The sequence below is a fragment of the Herbiconiux dendrobii genome, from assembly GCF_052048175.1.
Lineage (GTDB): Bacteria > Actinomycetota > Actinomycetes > Actinomycetales > Microbacteriaceae > Herbiconiux.
The window spans coordinates 444,795-462,708 of the sequence record NZ_JBLZQV010000001.1 but is presented as its reverse complement, the minus strand read 5'-3'; the positions used below and the strand labels follow the sequence as shown (position 1 = coordinate 462,708).

14 protein-coding genes are annotated in these 17,914 nt (G+C 69.9%); 9 read left to right on the top strand and 5 right to left on the bottom strand.

Going from position 1 to position 17,914, the window contains the following annotated elements:
* Positions 1 to 94: 94 nt before the first annotated feature.
* Positions 95 to 889, bottom strand: a complete 795-nt coding sequence (locus ACN4JJ_RS02155) for an IclR family transcriptional regulator (RefSeq protein WP_440708262.1) — start codon at positions 887 to 889, stop codon at positions 95 to 97.
* 172 nt (positions 890 to 1,061) lie between these two features.
* Here ACN4JJ_RS02155 and ACN4JJ_RS02150 point away from each other — a divergent pair, with 172 nt between their 5' ends.
* The 9 genes from ACN4JJ_RS02150 (at position 1,062) to ACN4JJ_RS02110 (ending at position 11,506) form a co-directional block, all read left to right on the top strand.
* Positions 1,062 to 1,772 (top strand): CoA transferase subunit A, encoded by a 711-nt coding sequence (locus ACN4JJ_RS02150; protein ID WP_440708261.1) that lies wholly within the window; start codon positions 1,062 to 1,064, stop codon positions 1,770 to 1,772.
* 45 nt (positions 1,773 to 1,817) lie between these two features.
* Positions 1,818 to 2,513, top strand: coding sequence for a CoA transferase subunit B (locus tag ACN4JJ_RS02145; RefSeq protein WP_440708260.1), 696 nt, complete (start codon positions 1,818 to 1,820; stop codon positions 2,511 to 2,513).
* Positions 2,510 to 3,682, top strand: a complete 1,173-nt coding sequence (locus tag ACN4JJ_RS02140; RefSeq protein WP_440708259.1) for an acetyl-CoA C-acyltransferase — start codon at positions 2,510 to 2,512, stop codon at positions 3,680 to 3,682. The genes ACN4JJ_RS02145 and ACN4JJ_RS02140 overlap by 4 nt, the downstream gene beginning before the upstream one ends.
* Positions 3,683 to 3,883: 201 nt before the next feature.
* Positions 3,884 to 5,056 (top strand): FAD-dependent oxidoreductase, encoded by a 1,173-nt coding sequence (locus ACN4JJ_RS02135; protein ID WP_440708258.1) that lies wholly within the window; start codon positions 3,884 to 3,886, stop codon positions 5,054 to 5,056.
* Between the two features lie 179 nt (positions 5,057 to 5,235).
* Positions 5,236 to 6,837, top strand: coding sequence for an ABC transporter substrate-binding protein (locus tag ACN4JJ_RS02130; RefSeq protein ID WP_440708257.1), 1,602 nt, complete (start codon positions 5,236 to 5,238; stop codon positions 6,835 to 6,837).
* 19 nt (positions 6,838 to 6,856) lie between these two features.
* Entirely contained in the window at positions 6,857 to 7,807 is a 951-nt protein-coding gene (locus ACN4JJ_RS02125) for an ABC transporter permease (RefSeq protein ID WP_440708256.1), read from the top strand.
* 4 nt (positions 7,808 to 7,811) lie between these two features.
* Complete coding sequence (locus ACN4JJ_RS02120; RefSeq protein WP_440708255.1) at positions 7,812 to 8,735, top strand: ABC transporter permease; 924 nt, start codon at positions 7,812 to 7,814, stop codon at positions 8,733 to 8,735.
* Positions 8,732 to 10,495 carry a dipeptide ABC transporter ATP-binding protein gene (locus tag ACN4JJ_RS02115; RefSeq protein ID WP_440708254.1) on the top strand — a complete coding sequence of 588 codons (1,764 nt, stop codon included), beginning with the start codon at positions 8,732 to 8,734 and terminating at the stop codon, positions 10,493 to 10,495. Before ACN4JJ_RS02120 ends, ACN4JJ_RS02115 begins: the two co-directional genes overlap by 4 nt.
* Before the next feature lie 27 nt (positions 10,496 to 10,522).
* The gene (locus tag ACN4JJ_RS02110) at positions 10,523 to 11,506 is read left to right on the top strand and encodes an NADP-dependent oxidoreductase (protein ID WP_440708253.1); all 984 of its coding nucleotides are present in this window, start codon (positions 10,523 to 10,525) and stop codon (positions 11,504 to 11,506) included.
* Between the two features lie 83 nt (positions 11,507 to 11,589).
* On the opposite strand, the gene ACN4JJ_RS02105 is transcribed toward ACN4JJ_RS02110, so the two are convergent.
* The 4 genes from ACN4JJ_RS02105 to ACN4JJ_RS02090 form a co-directional block, all read right to left on the bottom strand.
* Positions 11,590 to 13,593 (bottom strand): cell wall-binding repeat-containing protein, encoded by a 2,004-nt coding sequence (locus ACN4JJ_RS02105; RefSeq protein ID WP_440708252.1) that lies wholly within the window; start codon positions 13,591 to 13,593, stop codon positions 11,590 to 11,592.
* 127 nt (positions 13,594 to 13,720) lie between these two features.
* A complete protein-coding gene (locus ACN4JJ_RS02100; protein ID WP_440708251.1) occupies positions 13,721 to 15,073 on the bottom strand; it encodes an HNH endonuclease signature motif containing protein in 1,353 nt (450 codons plus the stop codon).
* Positions 15,074 to 15,292: 219 nt separating this feature from the next.
* On the bottom strand, positions 15,293 to 16,396 hold the full coding sequence (locus ACN4JJ_RS02095; RefSeq protein ID WP_440708250.1) for an LLM class flavin-dependent oxidoreductase: 1,104 nt from the start codon (positions 16,394 to 16,396) through the stop codon (positions 15,293 to 15,295).
* Positions 16,396 to 17,688, bottom strand: a complete 1,293-nt coding sequence (locus ACN4JJ_RS02090) for an LLM class flavin-dependent oxidoreductase (RefSeq protein WP_440708249.1) — start codon at positions 17,686 to 17,688, stop codon at positions 16,396 to 16,398. Before ACN4JJ_RS02090 ends, ACN4JJ_RS02095 begins: the two co-directional genes overlap by 1 nt.
* Positions 17,689 to 17,914 lie beyond the last annotated feature (226 nt).

Here is a 17,914-nt window from a genome sequence, read left to right as displayed (position 1 = left end):
TGTACGTCGCTTCGGCGGCGTGAGGGCGGCCAACTCGCGAGCGTCATCACGCGCCGCACCGTGCGCCGCAGGGGCGGCGGCGCACCAGGCGGGCTTAGTTTCGCGACGACGTGAGTCGTTGCGAAACTAAGTGGGCCTGCTCCAACAGCACATGGCCGAGTTCGGGCTGCCGGTCCGGGCGGAAGCGGGACTCGATGCCTGTGAGGCTGAGCGCCCAGGCGGGGCGGCCGGCCTCGTCGAAGACGGCGGCGCCCATTCCCCAGCTGCCCTCGAGGATGAGGGCCGGGTTCACGGCGTACCCCGTCTCGCGGGTGGCCGCGATCCGCTCGCGCACGGCACCCGAGTCGTGCTGCGGGCCCCATTCGGCCACCAGCGGCGAGCCGTCGAGGTAGTCGTCGATCTCCTCGTCGGGCAGGTACGAAAGGATGGCGAGTCCGGCCGAGGCCACACCGAGCGGGAAGCGCACCCCCTCGTGCAGCACGAACGAGCGGATGGGGAAACTGCCGTCTTCGCGCAGCAGGCACACGGTCTCGTTCCCCCGCCGCGCCGAGAGGAACGCGCTCTCACCGGTCTCCCGGGCGAGCAGGCGCACGCTCTCGCGGGCCGCATCCGAGATGTCGTATCGGTCGGCGGCGAGGGATCCGAGCAGGTACAGCTCGGGCCCCAGGAACCACCGGCCGCGCCGGGTGTCGTGGTCGAGGAAGCCCTCGGCCGCGAGCGAGGTGAGCAGCCGGTGCGTGGTGGGGCGGGTGAACCCGGTGGCGTGGGCGACGGCGGCCGCCGAGGCGCCGTCCGGATGCTCGGACACCACTTTCAGCACCCGGCCCACCCGGGAGACGAGCTGGGCTCCCCGGACGGGATCCGGCCGTCCGCGCGTCGTCTTGTCCATATTGTGAGCATAGTGGCGTGCGCACACCACACTGCAAAAGATCAACGGATGTCGCGCCAGAACCGCTTTGACAGCATCCGTTGGCCCTTCTAGCGTGAAGGACACGGCACGCCCGGCGACCACTAAGTGGACATGCGGACGGCCGACGATCGTCTGTCACGAAGGAGTGCCCATGTCGAAACTGTGGTTGAGCGCCGCCGAGGCCCTGCACGAGACCGTGCGCGACGGATCCGTCGTCGCCGTGGGCGGCTTCGGCCTGAGCGGGAACCCGACCGACCTGATCGAGGCGCTGCGCGACACCGGAGCGACCGGCCTCACGATCGTGTCGAACAACATGGGCGTCGACGGCAAGGGCCTCGGCCTGCTGCTCGAGAACAAGCAGGTGGCGAAGGTGATCGCGAGCTATGTGGGCGAGAACAAGCTCTTCGCCCAGCAGTACCTGGACGGCGAGCTCGAGGTCGAGTTCGCCCCGCAGGGCACGCTCGCCGAGCGGCTGCGGGCAGGCGGTGCCGGAATCGCGGGCTTCTACACGAAGACCGGGGTCGGCACCCCGGTGGCCGAGGGCAAACCGCTGGCCGAGTTCGACGGCGAGACCTACCTGCTCGAGCGCGGGATCGTGGCCGACGTCGCGCTCGTGCACGCCTGGCGCGCCGACTCCGAGGGGAACCTGATCTACCGCCACACCGCCCGCAACTTCAACCCGCTGGTGGCGACCGCGGGGCGCGTCACCATCGCCGAGGCCGAAGAGGTGGTCGACGGATTCCTCGACCCGAACGCCATCGTCACCCCCGGCATCTTCGTGCAGCGGCTCGTCACAGCCGTACCCCGCGAGAAGGACATCGAGCAGCGCACCACCCGGCCGCGCACCGCCGCGGTGGCCTGAGCGCACCCTGACATCAGCGCACCCCGAGATCAAGGAGACCGCACCATGCCCTGGACCCGCGACGAGATGGCGGCCATAGCCGCCGGCGAACTGAGCGACGGCGAATACGTGAACCTGGGGATCGGCATCCCCACCCTCGTGGCCAACCATCTGCCCCCGGGAGTGCGGGTGACACTGCAGAGCGAGAACGGCCTGCTCGGCATGGGCCCCTTCCCGTACGAGGGAGAAGAGGACGCCGACCTGATCAACGCCGGCAAGCAGACGGTCACGCTGCTGCCGGGCGGCAGCTACTTCGACTCGGCGACCTCGTTCGGGATGATCCGCGGCGGGCACGTGGCGAAGGCCGTGCTGGGCGCGCTGCAGGTGGCGGGGAACGGGGACCTCGCCAACTGGACCATCCCGGGCAAGCTCGTGAAGGGCATGGGCGGGGCGATGGATCTCGTCGCCGGCACACCCCGCGTGATCGTCGTGACCGAGCACGTGGCGAAGGACGGCAGCCCCAAGATCGTGGCGTCGTGCGACCTGCCGCTCACGGGGGCCGGGGTGGTCGACCGCATCATCAGCGACCTCGCGGTCTTCGACGTCGTCGACGCCGCCCTCGTGCTGCGCGCGGTCGCGCCCGGGGTGACGATCGAGGAACTGCGGAAGAAGACCGGCGCCGGCTTCACCGTGGAGCTGGAGACGGGCATCCTGGACCCGGATGCGGGCACCTCCGCCGCACCCGAGGAGGTCTCCGCGTGAGCACGGTCATCGTGGGCTACGCCCGCACCCCGTTCGTGAAGTTCGACGGCCAGTTCGCGACGGTGCCCGCCACCGCCCTCGGGGCCGCGGCCATCACGGCCGCCCTCGAGCGCGCCGAGGTGGAGGCCTCCGAGGTCGACCACGTCTACGCCGGGCAGGTCTTGCAGGGCGGGGCCGGGCAGAACCCGGGCCGCCAGTCGGCCGTCGGCGCCGGCATCCCGCTCTCCACGCCCGCCATCACGCTGAACGCCGTGTGCCTCTCGGGCACCGAGGCGATCGTGGCCGGGGTGCGCCTGATCGAGGCCGGAGAGGCCGAGATCGTGGTGGCCGTGGGGCAGGAGTCGATGACGCTGGCACCGCACGCCTGGTCGGGATCCCGCGCCGGCAAGCGCTACGGCGCCATCGAACTGATCGACACGATGGACCACGACGGGCTGACGGACGCCTTCGAGAAGCGCTCGATGGGCTCGTCGACCGAGGAACGCAATGCGAGCCTGGCCCTCACGCGAGAAGAGCAGGATGCGGCCGCCGCGGCCTCGCACCAGCGCCTCGCCGCGTCGGCTTCGTTCCACGAGGGCGAGATCGTGCCCTTCGAGGTACCGGGCCGCAAGGGCCCCACCGTGGTCTCGGCCGACGACGGCCTGCGCGCCGACACCACCACCGAGTCGCTGGCCGGTCTGCGGCCCGCGTTCGGCGCGGGCGGCACCATCACGGCCGGCAACTCCTCGCAGATCACGGATGGCGCGGCCGCCGTGGTGCTGATGAGCGAGGCCGCGGCATCCGCTCGGGGTCTCGCGCCCCTGGCCCGCGTGCTGATGCACGCCTTCGTGGCCGGCCCGGACGTCTCGCTGCACGCGCAGCCCGCGAACGCCATCCAGGCGGCGCTGGCGAAGACCACGCACACGGTCGGTGACCTCGCGGCGGTGGAGATCAACGAGGCCTTCGCGGCCGTGTCGGTGCACTCCACCCGGACGCTCGGCGTCGATCCCGCGATCGTGAACGCGCACGGTGGCGCCATCGCGCTCGGCCACCCGATCGGCGCCTCCGGCACCCGTATCGTCGGCACGCTCGCGCGCCGCCTCGCGGCCTCCGGCCCCGGCTCCCTCGGCGCCGCAGGTATCTGCGGCGGCGGAGGCCAGGGCTCCGCCATCATCCTCGAGGCCGTCTAGCCCCCTCTCCCACCCTCGTCGACAAGTCCCGAAGGCCCCTATCGGGCGCTCATGAGGGCCATTCGCGACTTGTCGATTGGAGGGGCTGGCTACGCGAAGCGCAGGCATGGGCTCGGGCGCGGGCGTAACAGTGTGTCGGGGTAGCGGTAACAGTGTGTCGGGGCGGATGCTGCGCGGGCGCGGTCTTCTTAGCCTCGGAGGATGGCTACACATGTCGACACTCTGATCGTGGGCGCGGGTGGGATCGGCTCGGCGGCGGCGTGGCACCTCGCACGGCGGGACGCCGAGGTGCTGCTCGTGGAACAGGACGCGGCCCCGGCAGCGGCACCGGCGCGCGGCGCGCACCCGTTCGCCCTGGTGCACAACGACCCGGTGCGCCTGGCGATGCTGCGGGAGGCCCTGCCGCACTGGCACGACCTCGAAGCGGAGACCGCGCGCGGGCTCGTGCGCCCCACCGGCGGCGTGATGCACGGCTTCGTGCCCGACCTCGACGAGCTCGCGGAGCGGCTGCCGCTGTTCGGCATCGACGCCGAGGCCCTCGATCCCATAGAGGCCGAGAAGCGCTGGCCGGGCATACGCTTCGACGGCCACGTACTCTTCACCCCCCAGGCCGGCCAGGTCGATACGGACGCAACCCTCCACGCCCTGCAGGAGTCGGCATCCGCTCACGGCGCGACGACACGGACAGGAACCCGCGTCACCCGCCTGCGCGTGCTCGGCGATGACGAGGTGAGCGCCGACCTCGAGCGGGTCGACGAGCACGGCGAGACGATCGGCGAGCCGGAGCAGGTCATCGCCCGCCGCGCCGTGGTGGCCGTCGGGGCCTGGACGAGCAAACTGCTCGAGCGGATCATCGCGCTGCCCGACATGGCAGCGGTGCGCCGGCAGCGTTCCACCCATGAACGCCTCGACGCGGCATCCGGAGCCTGGCCCGTGATCGCCCACCACCCCGATCCGGCGAGCCGCCGCTACCGGTTCTGGCACGGCGCCCTCGAGGCGGTGGAGAACGACGGGTCGGTGGCCCTCACCTGGGCTGCCGCCGGCAAGGCCGTCGATCCGGATGCGGGCCCCTCCCGAGCCGATCCCCGCCAGCGCGCCGCCGCCCAGCGCTACGCGCGCGACTGGGTGCCCGGGGCCGACGCCGGCGCGTACACCGAGACCCAGACGACCTCGCTGCGCACCGCCGACGGGCAATTCGTGATCGATCGGATCGGCCCCGTCGTCGTGGGCGCCGGCGTCTCCGAGCGCGACTTCGCGTTCGTGCCCACGATCGGCCGCATCCTCGCCGACCTCACCGAAGACGACGACGCCCCGCACGCCCCCGCACGCTTCTCGCTCAGGCCCCGACGACGGCTCGACGCCATCGCCCGGTGACGCGCGAGGAGCGCACACGGGCGTCAAACGAGGTAACACTGGCGCGGATTCGAGGCCCAGGTTACGCAAAGGGCGCTCGTGTTACCGGGCGCTTTCCGGGGCCGGCATCCCGCGTCCTAGCGTGTCCAGCGAGGCACACGGCTTCATCGCGAACGACGATGGAAAGGACGGTTCTCGGCATGAGAACGAAGAGATGGCTGGGGGTAGGAGCGGCGATCCTCGCGGCGGCAGTGGTGCTGAGCGGATGCTCGGCACCGGCGGGCGCGGGGGGCACGGATGCCGCTGCGGCCGGCGACCAGACCCCGCAGTACGGCGGCGACCTGGTGGTGGGGCTCTACCTGGAGCCGCTGGCGCTCGACCCGCACCGGCAGGGCTACTGGGAGACCTACCGCGTCACCCGCAACATCTTCGAGGGGCTGACCCGGGAGGACACCAGCGGCGCCACCGATCCCACCGAGATCCAGCCCGCCCTCGCCACCGACTGGTCGGTCAGCGACGACGGCACCACCTGGACCTTCGACCTGCGGGAGGGCGTCACCTTCCACGACGGCAGCCCCTTCGACGCCGAGGCGCTGGACAAGAACGTTCGCCGCATCAGCGACCCCACGTACGAGTTCTACGACGAGAACAGCGCCAAGAAGCTGGCCACCTGGTTCGGCACGCTGACCAGCGGCACCGTGGTCGACGACCACACCTACCAGTTCCAGTTCTCCGAGCCCTTCCTCGGCTTCCCGCGCATCCTGGCGCAGTCGATGAGCACCCTCGCCATCGGCAACCCGGCGGTGTGGGAGCAGTACGGCAACGACGGTTTCGCCGATCACCCCGACGGCACCGGCCCGTACGAGTTCGTGTCGCGCACCATCGGCGACCGGATCGAGCTCAAGAAGTTCGACGGCTACTGGGGCGACGAGCCGTACCTCGACTCGCTGACGTTCCGGATCATCCCGAACAACCAGACCCGCCTGGCCTCGCTGCTCTCCGGCGAGCTCGACCTGATCAGCTACGTGCAGCCGGAGGACGTGCAGACCCTCGAAGACCAGGGCTTCCAGGTTCCCGAGGGCACCGGCTCGTCGCTGCTGTACATCTCGTACAACTTCAAGAACCCGGCCTTCGCCGACGAGAAGGTGCGCCAGGCGCTGATCTACGGCCTGGACCGCCAGAAGCTGGCCGACGAGCTCTACAACGGCTACGCCGAACCGCAATACAGCTTCCAGCCCCCGGGCAACGAAGCCTACGACCCGGATGTGCGCGACTTCGAGTACGACCCGGCCAAGGCGATCGACCTGCTGAAGCAGGCCGGCTACGGCGAGGGCGACCTGAAGTTCACCATCGTGGTGGACGTGGCCAACCAGAACACGGCCGAGTGGCTGCAGTCGGAGTACAAGCAGATCGGCGTCGACGTCGAGATCGTGAGCCTGGACCGCACGAGCTACATCGCCCGCGCCTACGGCCCCGAGGAGGGCGACGGACTGAGCCTGGACGAGTACGGCGGAACTTACGCCGAGTGGCTGTCGCAGGGCTTCAACGGCCTCGCCGGCAAGGGCCTGAACCCGGCCGACTTCCCCGACATCACGAGCGCCATCCAGGCGGCCGCGACCACGGCCGATCCGGATGCCCGCATCGGCCTCTGGAAGACCGCGGAGGAGACCCTGCGGAACGACGCTGTAGTCATCCCGACCGTCAACCTCACCCGCTACTACGCGCTCGGCTCGAACGTGCGCGGCTTCGACTGGCCGGCCACCAACTGGTACGACCTGTCGAAGGTGTGGCTGGCGAACTGACCGAGGCGGATCTATCACCATGGGAACGCTCAAGCACATCGGCTGGAGACTGGCGAACATCCTGCCCGTGCTCCTGATCGTCTCGGTGCTCACCTTCCTTATCGGAAGGCTGACGCCGGGCGACCCCATCCAGGGGCAGTTCGCTCGAACGTTCTCGCCGGAGCAGATCGAGGCCATCAGGGACTCCTATGGCCTCAATCTGCCCCTCTGGCAGCAGTACCTGAAGTGGGTCGCCGACCTGTTCGTGGCCGGCGGCGGGAAGTCGATCGTGCAGGATGCGCCGGTGTTCGACGTGCTCTGGCCGAACTTCCTCAACACGATCGTGCTGACCGTGGCCGGCGTGCTGATCTGTGCGGTGGTGGGCATCACCATCGGCACCATCGCCGGCGCCAACCACCGGCGCGCGGCCGACCGCTTCTCGATGCTCTTCGTGCAGGTGGGGTCGAACCTCTCGGTGTACTGGTTCGGCCTCATCCTGATCTGGATCTTCGCCCTGCAGCTGAAGTGGCTGCCGGTGAGCGGGATGCAGTCGCGGAACGGCGGCGGGCTCGGCGACCTGCTGGCCCACCTCATCCTGCCGGGCATCTCGGCGGCGCTGATCTCGATGCTCGTGCTGGCGCGGTTCACGCGCATCGGCATCGTGCAGGAGTCGCACTCCGACTACTACAAGACCTTCCAGTCGCAGGGGGCGGGACGACTCACCCTCCTCGGCAAGCACGTGGGGCGCAACATCCTGCCGCCCGTGGTGAACATCATCGGCCTCGAGATCGGCACCCTGCTCACCGGAGTCTTGTTCGTGGAGAGCGTGTTCAACTGGCCCGGCATCGGCACCCAGCTGCTAAACGCCGTGAACGGCAAGGACTACCCCCTGATCCAGGGTGGCGTGGTGCTGATCGCACTCGTCTACCTCGTGGTCAACCTGGTGACCGACATCGCGGTCGATGCCCTCAACCCCCGATTGACGAGGTGAACGGATGAGCGTTCTGCAGAGACCGGCCGGCGAGGCGGTCGCGGCACTGACCGGTCCGGGACGGGAGCCGGGTGGCCGCTCCGGCCGTCGCCGTCGCTCCCGCGCCCGGGTCAACGCGCAGGTGGTGATCGCGCTGGCGATCATCGCCGTGTTCGTGCTGCTCGCCGTGTTCGCGCCGCTGATCGCGCCCTACGATCCGGTCGCGGGCGACGCCTCCCAGAAGTACCTGCCCGTCGGCTCCCCCGGGTTCCTGCTCGGCACCGACGAGCAGGGGCGCGACATCCTGAGCCGGCTGATCTGGGGCGGGCGCACCTCGATGCTCGTCTCCTTGATCGCCGTGGTGGCCTCGACCCTGGTCGGGAGCGCTCTGGCGCTGACCGCGGGGTTCGCGAACGACCGCGCGGCCGGCCTGATCATGCGCTCGATCGACGTGATGTTCGCCTTCCCGGTGATCATCGCCGCGCTCGCCTTCGCGATCATCCTGGGACCGGGGCTGCTGGTCGTGGTGCTCGCGATCGTGTTCGTGGCGACGCCGTACGTGACCCGGATCGTGTTCGCCGAGGTGAAGCGGCATCGCGGGCGGGAGTACGTCGAGGCGGCGGTGTCGCTGGGCGCCGGCTTCTGGTCGATCCTGTTCCGCGAGGTGCTGCCGAACGTGGCCGGGCAGATCGTGGTCTACGCCACGGGACTGGTGGGCGCGATGATCGTGTTCTCGTCGAGCATCAGTGCGCTCGGCATCGGTGTGCAGCCGCCCGCGGCCGACTGGGGGCGGATGATCTCGGAGGGCGCGAAGGTCATCATCTCGGGAAACGTGACCGTGGCGCTGCTGCCCGGGCTCGTGGTGCTCGTGGTGGCCCTCGCCTTCAACTGGCTGGGAGACGGGCTGAACGACGTGTTCGACCCGCACAAGAGGAGGTCGCAGTCGTGACGGATCTGGACATCGCGCCCCGGCGCGAAGAATCGCGGGCGCTCCCGGTGCCGGCCCTGGAGGTGACCGATCTCGTCGTCGAGTTCGGCACCGGCGAGAGCGCGACGCGGGTCGTCGACGGCATCGGCTTCTCGATCGCACCCGGCGAGTCGTTCGCGCTCGTCGGCGAATCCGGATCGGGCAAGAGCATCACCGCCGCCTCGATCCTCGGACTGCTCCCGGATGACGCGCGCATCGCGGGCGGCTCGATCCGGCTGGGCGGCGACGAACTGGTGGGGCTCGGCTCGAACGCGCTGCGGAGCTACCGCGGCGCCCGCGTGGGAATGGTCTTCCAGAACCCGCTGGCGTCGCTGGATCCGTCGTTCAAGGTCGGCAACCAGCTGCGGGAGATCATCGGCATCCACCGCCCCGGCACCCGGCGGGCGCAGCAGGAGCAGATCGCCGCCGAGTGGCTCGGGCACGTGGGAATCACGGATGCGCCCCGGGTTCTGGCCGCATATCCGCACGAGCTGAGCGGGGGCATGCGGCAGCGCGTGATGATCGCGATCGCCAGTCTCTCGCAGCCCGCGCTGCTGATCGCCGACGAGCCGACGACGGCGCTGGACGCGGTCATCCAGAAGCAGATCCTCGACCTGCTGCGGAGTGTGATCGCCGAGACCGGCAGCTCGCTGCTGATCATCACGCACGACTTCGGGGTGGTGTCGTACGTGGCCGACCGGGTGGCGGTGATGAAGGAGGGGCGGCTCGTCGAGCAGGGGCCGCGCTCGTCGGTGCTGTCGGCGCCGCAGGATGCGTACACGCGCACGCTGATCGACGCGGTGCCGGAGATCGGCACGCGCTTCGCGCTCGAGCGCGCGGGGCAGCCGCGACGGCTGGGGGTGAGGCCAGGTCCGGCCGCGGTGCCAGGAACGCAGCCCGTCTCCGCCGAAGGGCACCGTGCGGCCTCCGCCCCCATCCTCACCGCCGAGCGCGTGCGCAAGGAGTTCGTGGTGGGCGGCATCGGCACGGGGCAGTCGAGGCGCTCGTTCCTGGCGGTCGATGAGGTCTCGCTCGAGATCCGCCGGGGCGAGGTGTTCGGTCTGATCGGGGAGAGCGGATCGGGCAAGTCGACCTTCGCGCGGCTGGCCGGCGGCCTGCTGCCCGTGAGCTCCGGCACGGTCGACTTCGACGGGTCGCCGCTCTCGACCCTCACGGGCCGGGCACTGCGGGCCGTGCGCCCCCGGTTCCAGTACGTGTTCCAGGATGCGACGAGCTCGCTGAACCCCCGGGTCACCGTCGGCGAGCAGATCGTTCGCCCTGTCGTACGTTTCGGCAAGGCACGCTCGGTGCGCGAGGGCCGGGCACGGGCATCCGAGGTCCTGGATCTGGTCGGTCTGCCCGCCGCGTACTTCGACCGCTACCCGCACGAGCTCTCGGGCGGTCAGCGCCAGCGCATCGGCATCGCGCGCGCTCTCGCGCTCGAACCGGAACTGCTCATCCTCGACGAGCCCACCTCGGCACTGGATGTGTCGACGCAGGCGACCATCCTGAACCTGCTGCTCGATCTGCGCGAACGACTCGACCTCACCTACCTGTTCATCGGCCACAACCTGGCCGTGATCGAGTTCGTCTGCGACCGCATCGGGGTGCTCGAGGCGGGTCGTCTGGTCGACGTCTTCGACGCCCACGACCTGTTCTCCCCCGACCGCAGCCCGGTCACCCGGGCACTGCTGGGGGCGATCCTCCCGATAGCACTGGACGGGGGCGGCCAGGCTCCGTAGCCTGAGGGCAGGATCGAGGTGGTCACGGTGAAGAAGCCAAGTGAGACCAGTGTCATCGAGTACAACGAAGTCGGCGACTCGGAGGTGCTGCACCGTCGCACGCGCCCCCTGCGACCGCCGCTGCCGGGCGAGGTCACCGTCGAGGTGATCGTCAGCGGCATCAGTCACATCGACGGCTTCATCCGCAGCGGCCGGGAGGACGACTGGGCGGACGAGCCGTTTCCGCGCCGGTCGGGCAGCGACTTCGCGGGCATCGTGGTCGACACGACGGATGCGCGCTTTCCGCGTGGCTCCGAGGTGGTCGGGCACGTGCGATCCGGTGCCCACTCGACGTATCTCACGGTTCCCGCGACCGCTCTCGTGCGGAAGCCCAAGGGTGTCACCTGGGAGACCGCGGGCGGGCTGTATCTCGCCGGTGTGACGGCGCTGGACACGCTCGACGAGTTGCACGTCGGTGCGGGCGACACCATCGTGGTCTCGGCCGCCGCCGGGGCGGTCGGCAGCATCGAGGTGCAGTTGGCCAAGCATCGCGGGGCGACGGTGATCGGAACCTGTGGCGACCGCAACTTCGACTACCTGCGCCAGCTCGGCATCGTGCCGGTGAAGTACGGGCCGGGTATCGCGGACCGCATCCGCGCGGCGGCCCCTCAGGGTGTGACGGCCTACATCGACAACTTCGGTCAAGACGGGCACGAGCTCGCGCGCGAGCTGGGGGTGCCGAGCGCCCGGTACCGGTCGAGTGCGGATCGCCGCGACCTTGAGCTGAAGCTGCTTCGCGACGATCCGGAGTCCATCGCGCACGGAACCGAGCAGCTGGCAACCCTCGTCGACCTCGCCGACAAGCGGGCCTTCAGTCTGCTCATCTCCGGGTTGTATCCGCTCGGCGACGTCGCTCTGGCCTACGCCGACCTCGACAAGCTACACTCGCGCGGCAAGGTGGTGCTGGTCACGCATCCCGTCTCGACGTACCGCTATCTGAAGGCACGGGACGTCGCCGACGCGCGCGACTGATCCGTGCGTGTGGCCGGCGAGACCGCCGCAACCGGGGCACCCGGCCTCAGCCGACCACCTGAAGCGCCCCGCCCCTCTGGTCATCAGCCACACGCATAGAGCCCCTCCAGCGATGACTGGATGCTCGCATATCCGCCGAGGAGCACGATCTTCGTGGCGTGGAGCGATTGGATGTCCGCGAGCACGTCTTGCGGTACGCACGTTCCGTCGACGAGATACAGCGGGGCGTGCTGCGTTCCCGCGCGCGGGCCGACCGACAACCCGTCGGGAAAGGTGAGACCGGTAGCGAGATAGACGGTGTCGGCAGCCGCGAAGGCACTGCGATTGAGAGCGATGGCCGCTGAGTAGCGGTCGGCCCCGGCCAGGCGGGTCACGGCGATGCCGGATCCCAATGAGCCGGCGACGCCTTCGTTGACGGATGCCGTGCCACCGACGATCGTGACCGCCTTCGCTCCGAGCTTCGCGAGTGCCGCTCTGGTGCCACCGTCTGCGCTGACGGCACCACCGTTCGTCAGGAGGACGGGAACCCCAGCCGATCCGGCCGCCGCTCCGGCCGACAAGGCGTCCGGGTAGGTGTTGCCGGTGACCACGAAGGCGGAGTCCGCTCCACTGGGGAACGCGTAGTCGATGACAGCGCGCGAGACCTCGTAGCGGTCGGCGCCACCGAGCCGGGTGACGGGAGCAATCTTCTCCAGTGCCCGCACGACCACGTCACCGACCGTGGCCGGGCCTCCGACCACCACGATCGCCGCCGGATGCAGGCGCTTCATCTCCGCCCGGACGGAGGCGAGCATCTGATCGGGTGGCGTCAGCAGCAGGGCCGCCCCCTGCTTCGCCGCCGCCGGTCCGGCGGAGAGGGCATCCGGGAACTTGGCTCCGGATGCCACGTAGACCACGGGTGCACCGGTGGCGGCATCCGGGAACTGGCTCTGCGAGTTCGCGATGGCGACGTCGTACCGGTCGTTGCCGCTCAGGCGCGAGGTGGTGACGCCCGGGAGGGTGACGACGGCAGAAGTGAGGCCGACCGTCGCGCCCAGCACACCTGAAGCGGATACCGCCTGGCCGACCGAGATGGTGCGGCCCACGTCGGCGTTGGTGACCGGGTAGTCGAGTGAACCCACCCGCAGGGGTGGCGCACCCCAGGTGGGGTTGGACCACGCGATGCGCTCCTGGGTCGGCGTCGGCGACCAGGTCGCCGGGGTGAATCGGAGGGTGGACCCCGGTATCGCGTCGCCCGTCAGTGCGGGTGCGGTGAGGGTGGTCATGACGGTGACCGTCGCCGAGACGCAGCCGATGTCGGCGGGGTGATTGGTGGAGTACTCGAAGCGCGGTTGCGCCTGCACGCACACTCGGTACTCGCCCGGCCGAGTGGTCGGAAACCGCTCTTCGAAACCCTTGACGCCGGGGAGACCCGGATGGGCGCCGCGGACGTCGGGTCGGTCGAGTGTCGCCCACGTCCCGTCGGTGGTCTGCGAGTAGCTGTATTGAGGATCGGCATCGGTGTGGGAAACCGTGTACCGGAGCGGATTCTCCGTCGACGCCCAGCTGTCGGCCACCCAACCCCGCACCCGGATGGCGGGTTGGTCGAGCGAGGTGGAATCGACGGTGAGCGACTCCACGGAGCCGGACAGGGACTCGGCCGCAACGGTGACGGCACCGCATCCGAGCACCTCGAAGTTCGACCTGGCGCAGAGCTTGTACGTGCCGGCGGGGCCCAGGTAACCCAGGTGCACCCTGAATCCGTGATTGGGCCCGGCGTCGGGGTAGGCGGCAGCCACATCGGGCCGGGAGAGCTGCTGTTCCCCGCCGAGGTAACTCGCCCATCCGGCGTGCCCGTCGGGGGTGAGGACCTGGAACTCGCTGAGCCAGTTCGCGGCGGCCGGGTTGCGGGCATCGAAGGACCACCCGGTCGCAACGATTCCCTCACCGGGCACGACGGCCAGCGAGTCCAACGATCCGCGCATGAAATCCGTGGGGGAGATCGGATCAAATGGCACGTCGTCGGCGAAGGCCGGCGCTGCACCGCCCAGCACGGTCAACCCGGATATCAGCAGAGCCGCAGCGACGGCGACGAGACGGCGCACCATGGATCCCCCATTTCGCCCCCGGACTCTCCTGCGAGCAGTGGAGGGACGGATGTCATTATGCCTCACTTGTCGACGGTCTGCGGCCTGACACCGTGGGTCGAAACGGTGGGGCGCTGGGCAGCGCCCGTCACGCGCCGACCGGGTGGAACACTGGTCGCTTCGACGGTGGTTCGGTGCTCGCTCTCGGCGGTGCTTCTGAGCCCGGTTTCGGTGGTTGTTCGAGCCAGGGTGGGTGTGCGGGGTTGGCGGGTTCGGTGATGTGCTGCCTACCGATCGGTGATGTCCATAACAGTTCCCGGCCGGGGAGGGCGGTGACTTTCCAGTCGGATTCGTGTTTGACGTGGTGATGCTTCGGACACAGGCTAGCGAGGTTCGCGTGGGAGGTTTCGCCTCCCTGGGCCCAGGCGTGAACATGGTCGAGTTCACAGCGTTGCGCGCGGCGACGGCAGCCTGGGAACCGGCACGTCTCGTCCTCGATCGTGAGCGCGAGCCGCAGATCGGCCGGAACCCGGTAACTCTCCCGCCCGACCGGCAGCTTCTGCCCCGTGATCGGGTCGGTCAGCCAGCGGGACACGCTGGGAGCGTTCGCGGTCAGCCGGCGGGCCGTCACCGAGTCGATCGGACCATACCCGTGCAGCTCAGCGGGTTCCTCGGTGTGGCCGAGGAGAGACAGAACGGGCACGGTCACGATGACCTGCGGGCGGACACGCGCCCCCACCCGGCGGATGTCACCCTCCGGGTCGAGCAACATCGCGATAGCCGCGTCACAGCGAAGCTGCGCATGCGTGCGGGACTCACCCTCGCCGCGTTGGGCGCGGGCGATCTGGTCGAGCTTGTCATCGATCGCCACAGCATCCGCAGCCGGCATCAGCACGCTCAGCTGCGCCATCCCATCCGCCGCCGGGTCGACCCACACACCCCGGCGCTCCAGTGCCTCCACATGCCGCTTGCGGGGAGAGTCAGGATGGACTCGTTCCCGGAAGACGCGGGCGCGCTGGGTGAACTGCGCCACCGTCAACCGGCAAGCGGCCGGCAGCAACGCCGCCTCGAACTCCCCATGCGCCTCCAGCGGGATCGTTGAACACTGCGCCACCATCACATGCGCGTGCCGGCCCGTGATCGTCCCGGCCTGCAGAGCGGCCAGCGTCAGCGGCAACGAGGTGACGAGCGTCTCGGCATCCGACACCATCACGCCGACCGTGCCCTCCGGCACCCGCACTGCCGTCGCAATCTCCGCGAGCAGCAGACGCTTCTCCTCCTCCGTTCGAGCGAACCCGCACAGCGCCGACTCCTCGGCGTCGAGCCCCAGCGTCATCCCCCGGGCACGCCGCGACAACCGCGCCACCACTACGCTCTCGTCCCCCTCCAACGCCGACTTCCGACGCCGAATGTCTTCCAGCAGATAGAGGTCGTCGTCGAACGCCTCGCGCGCCACGAATCGCCGCCGTGTGCCGGCATCCGATTCCATCATCTCTATCATGAGATTAATTCAATCAGTGACCACCGACATTCAGCCCCGGCAGCCGGCCCGCCGGCACCGCCGCAGCGGAACGAGTGAACGATGTCGACTCATCATGCCCCCTACGGGGCTTGCGGATGTTGCACGTGGCCTCGGTCGACGCAGCCGCACTGCTGATCAGCGGATGCGTCAATCCCAACATCCCTGCCACAGACGCCGAAGGTCCGCGCTTGGCGGCACTCATCGGCCGGCCCCCGATCCGACGAGTGCATCCGCCCGCCAACCCAAGGCCGGGCCGACCTCGCCCACCAGGGCGTCGATCTGGCGTCGCGCGTGGTCGGCATCGAAGGTGTCGTGGAACGAGGCGTTGGCTACGAGGTGCGTGCCGAAGTCGCGCAGCACCGGGTCGGCCCGGATGCCGTCCACCACGTCCGCCGGTGAGCCGTAGATGGCCACGCTGTCGAGGTAGTCGCGCACGGAAAGTCCCCTCAGGGCGGTGTTGCCGCTCTGCGCGCCGCGCTCGGCCAGGAACGGCAGCTTGGGCGCGAGCGCCGGCTCGACCTCGCGCACGACGTCGTCTTTGCTCACCCCCAGGTAGAGGAAGCGGAAGGCGCCGACCCGCGGCTCGGACTGCGGATGCACACGCGCCAGCTCGTCGACGTAGGCGGCGACCTTCGGATGCTGACCGGCCCCGGCCGGATCGAAGAACGCGCCGACCTGGATGCCGTGGTCGGCCCGCGCGGCGCCGCGGGCACGGGCTTCGGAGGTGACGCCTTCCCAGACGCGGCGCGGGAGTCCCGGGAGATACGGCTGCAGGCGCGGGCCCGCGGCATCCGTCGGCTGGGCCTGCGCCGTCGGGAAATGGCCGGTCAGGGCCGGCGCCGTCAGGGCCTGGCCGGTCAGCGCCGTGTTCAGGCGGCCCAGCTTCTCGTCGTAGAGGCGGTGCCGGTCGGCGGCGTCGAGCCCCCAGGCCTCGAAGGCGCCGAGGTTGGCGCCGCCCGTGCCGAGGCCGAGGTGCAGGCGGCCGCGGGTGATCACGTCGAGCACGGCGGCATCCTCGGCCAGGCGGAGCGGGTCTTCGAGGGGCAGCGTGACGATGCCGGTGCCGAGCGCGATGCGCGAGGTCTCGCGCGCCACCGCGGCGAGCAGCACGAGCGGCGAAGGAACCGGGCCAGGCGTGATGTCGAAGTGGTGCTGGCCCACCCACACGCCATCGAGGCCTACCTGCTCGGCATAGCGGATGGTGGCGAGCACGTCGTCGTAGAGCTGAGCCGTGGCATCCGGGGTCTTGTCGCGGAGGCCGAGGTTGAAGGCGAAGCCGAGCTTCAGCGGTGCGCGGCCCATCAGGCGAACTCGGGCGTACGGGATGAGGCCTGCAGGTGGCCACGCAAGGTGTCGGTCTCGTACTCGTGCCGGTAGAGCCCGCGGGCTCGCAGGATCGGCACGAGCTCGTCGGCGATCACCTCGAGCTGGTCGATCAGCCGGTCGGGCTGCAGGTTGAAACCGTCGATGGCGCCGGCCTGGAACCAGTCCTCGATCTTGTCGGCGAGCTGTTCGGGCGTGCCCACGAAGCCGCCGTGACCGGAGCCCGTGTAACGCGTCTCGCGCAGGTACTCGCGCACGGTCGGCTTGCTCTGGCGGATGCGCTCGAAGATGGACTGACGGAAGCCGATGCTGCCCCGAAAGGCCGTGGGGTCGAGCGGGGCGTCGAGCAGCTCGGCGGGGAAGGGCTCGTCGAGCGCGAGCGTCGACACGTCATAGCCGATCGCCTGCGAGAGCCAGAGCACCGAATAGGCCGAGGGGCCGAGGTCGTGGATCTCGTCGACCCGGCGGCGCGCCTCCTCCTCGGTGCTGCCCAGCGTGAGCAGCAGGCCGGGGAGGATCTTCACGGCATCCGCCGAGCGCCCGAAGCCGACGGCGTTCTGCTTCACCTCGCGGTAGTGCTCGATCGCGCCCTCCTTGGTGAGCTCGGCCGCGAAGACGCCGTCGCCCACGCGGCCCGCCAGCGCGCGGCCCTGGGGAGATCCGCCGGCCTGGAAGATCACCGGGCGGCCCTGCTTCGAGGGCGCCACGTGCAGGCGGCCCTCGAGATCGAAGTGGCGACCGTGGTGAACCACGTCGACGCCGGTGCGCGCCGACTCCCAGAGTGCGATCACCAGGTCGGCGAACTCCGAGCCGCGCTCGTAACGGTCGCCGCGGCCGAGCACCTCGTCGAGGCCGAAGTTGTTGGCCGATCCGGTGTCGCGCGAGGTGACCAGGTTCCAGGCGGCCCGGCCACCGGATGCCACGTCGAAGCTGAGCAGGCGCTCGGCCAGCTCGAAGGGGTCGTTGAAGGTGGTGGATGCCGTGGCGATCAGGCCGACCCGGCTGGTGGCCCGGGCCACGTGCGACCAGATGACGGTGGGGTCGAGCCGCGTGTTGTTGGCGTCGTAGGAGGGGTTGCCGAGGATCGGTCCGTCGGCCAGGAAGACGGCGTCGAGCGTGCCCCGCTCGGCCAGCGCTCCGATCCGCCGCCAGTAGTCGGGGTCGGTCGGCGCGTGCGTGTGAAGCAGCTCGCTCTGCCAGGCGGCGGGCAGGTAGCCGAGCGTCAGCACGTTGATTCCGAGGATGACGTGACCCTCGCGGCGTTCGGACATCAGGGACTCCCTTCGCTCGGCACGGTGCCGAATCGGATGACTTCGAGGCGACGGTAGAGGATCGCGCGCCGGCGTGGAGGGGACGGTGCGCGGGGGCGCAACATTGCTCAACAGAGCACGCGAAACGCGGCGAATGTGTCGCCGGATGACCGCACGGCGGCCTCGGCGCCGGGCCGTTTTCTAGCCTGACGGCACCGATCGCGCGAGCAGTCGCATCCGGCCCTCT

Bases quoted from the DNA above. Each gene is read 5' to 3' on its own strand.
- ACN4JJ_RS02155 (WP_440708262.1), bottom strand. From the start codon at position 889: ATGGACAAGACGACGCGCGGACGGCCGGATCCCGTCCGGGGAGCCCAG.
- ACN4JJ_RS02150 (WP_440708261.1), top strand. From the start codon at position 1,062: ATGTCGAAACTGTGGTTGAGCGCCGCCGAGGCCCTGCACGAGACCGTG.
- ACN4JJ_RS02145 (WP_440708260.1), top strand. From the start codon at position 1,818: ATGCCCTGGACCCGCGACGAGATGGCGGCCATAGCCGCCGGCGAACTG.
- ACN4JJ_RS02135 (WP_440708258.1), top strand. From the start codon at position 3,884: ATGGCTACACATGTCGACACTCTGATCGTGGGCGCGGGTGGGATCGGC.
- ACN4JJ_RS02130 (WP_440708257.1), top strand. From the start codon at position 5,236: ATGAGAACGAAGAGATGGCTGGGGGTAGGAGCGGCGATCCTCGCGGCG.
- ACN4JJ_RS02125 (WP_440708256.1), top strand. From the start codon at position 6,857: ATGGGAACGCTCAAGCACATCGGCTGGAGACTGGCGAACATCCTGCCC.
- ACN4JJ_RS02120 (WP_440708255.1), top strand. From the start codon at position 7,812: ATGAGCGTTCTGCAGAGACCGGCCGGCGAGGCGGTCGCGGCACTGACC.
- ACN4JJ_RS02105 (WP_440708252.1), bottom strand. From the start codon at position 13,593: ATGGTGCGCCGTCTCGTCGCCGTCGCTGCGGCTCTGCTGATATCCGGG.
- ACN4JJ_RS02100 (WP_440708251.1), bottom strand. From the start codon at position 15,073: ATGATAGAGATGATGGAATCGGATGCCGGCACACGGCGGCGATTCGTG.
- ACN4JJ_RS02095 (WP_440708250.1), bottom strand. From the start codon at position 16,396: ATGGGCCGCGCACCGCTGAAGCTCGGCTTCGCCTTCAACCTCGGCCTC.
- ACN4JJ_RS02090 (WP_440708249.1), bottom strand. From the start codon at position 17,688: ATGTCCGAACGCCGCGAGGGTCACGTCATCCTCGGAATCAACGTGCTG.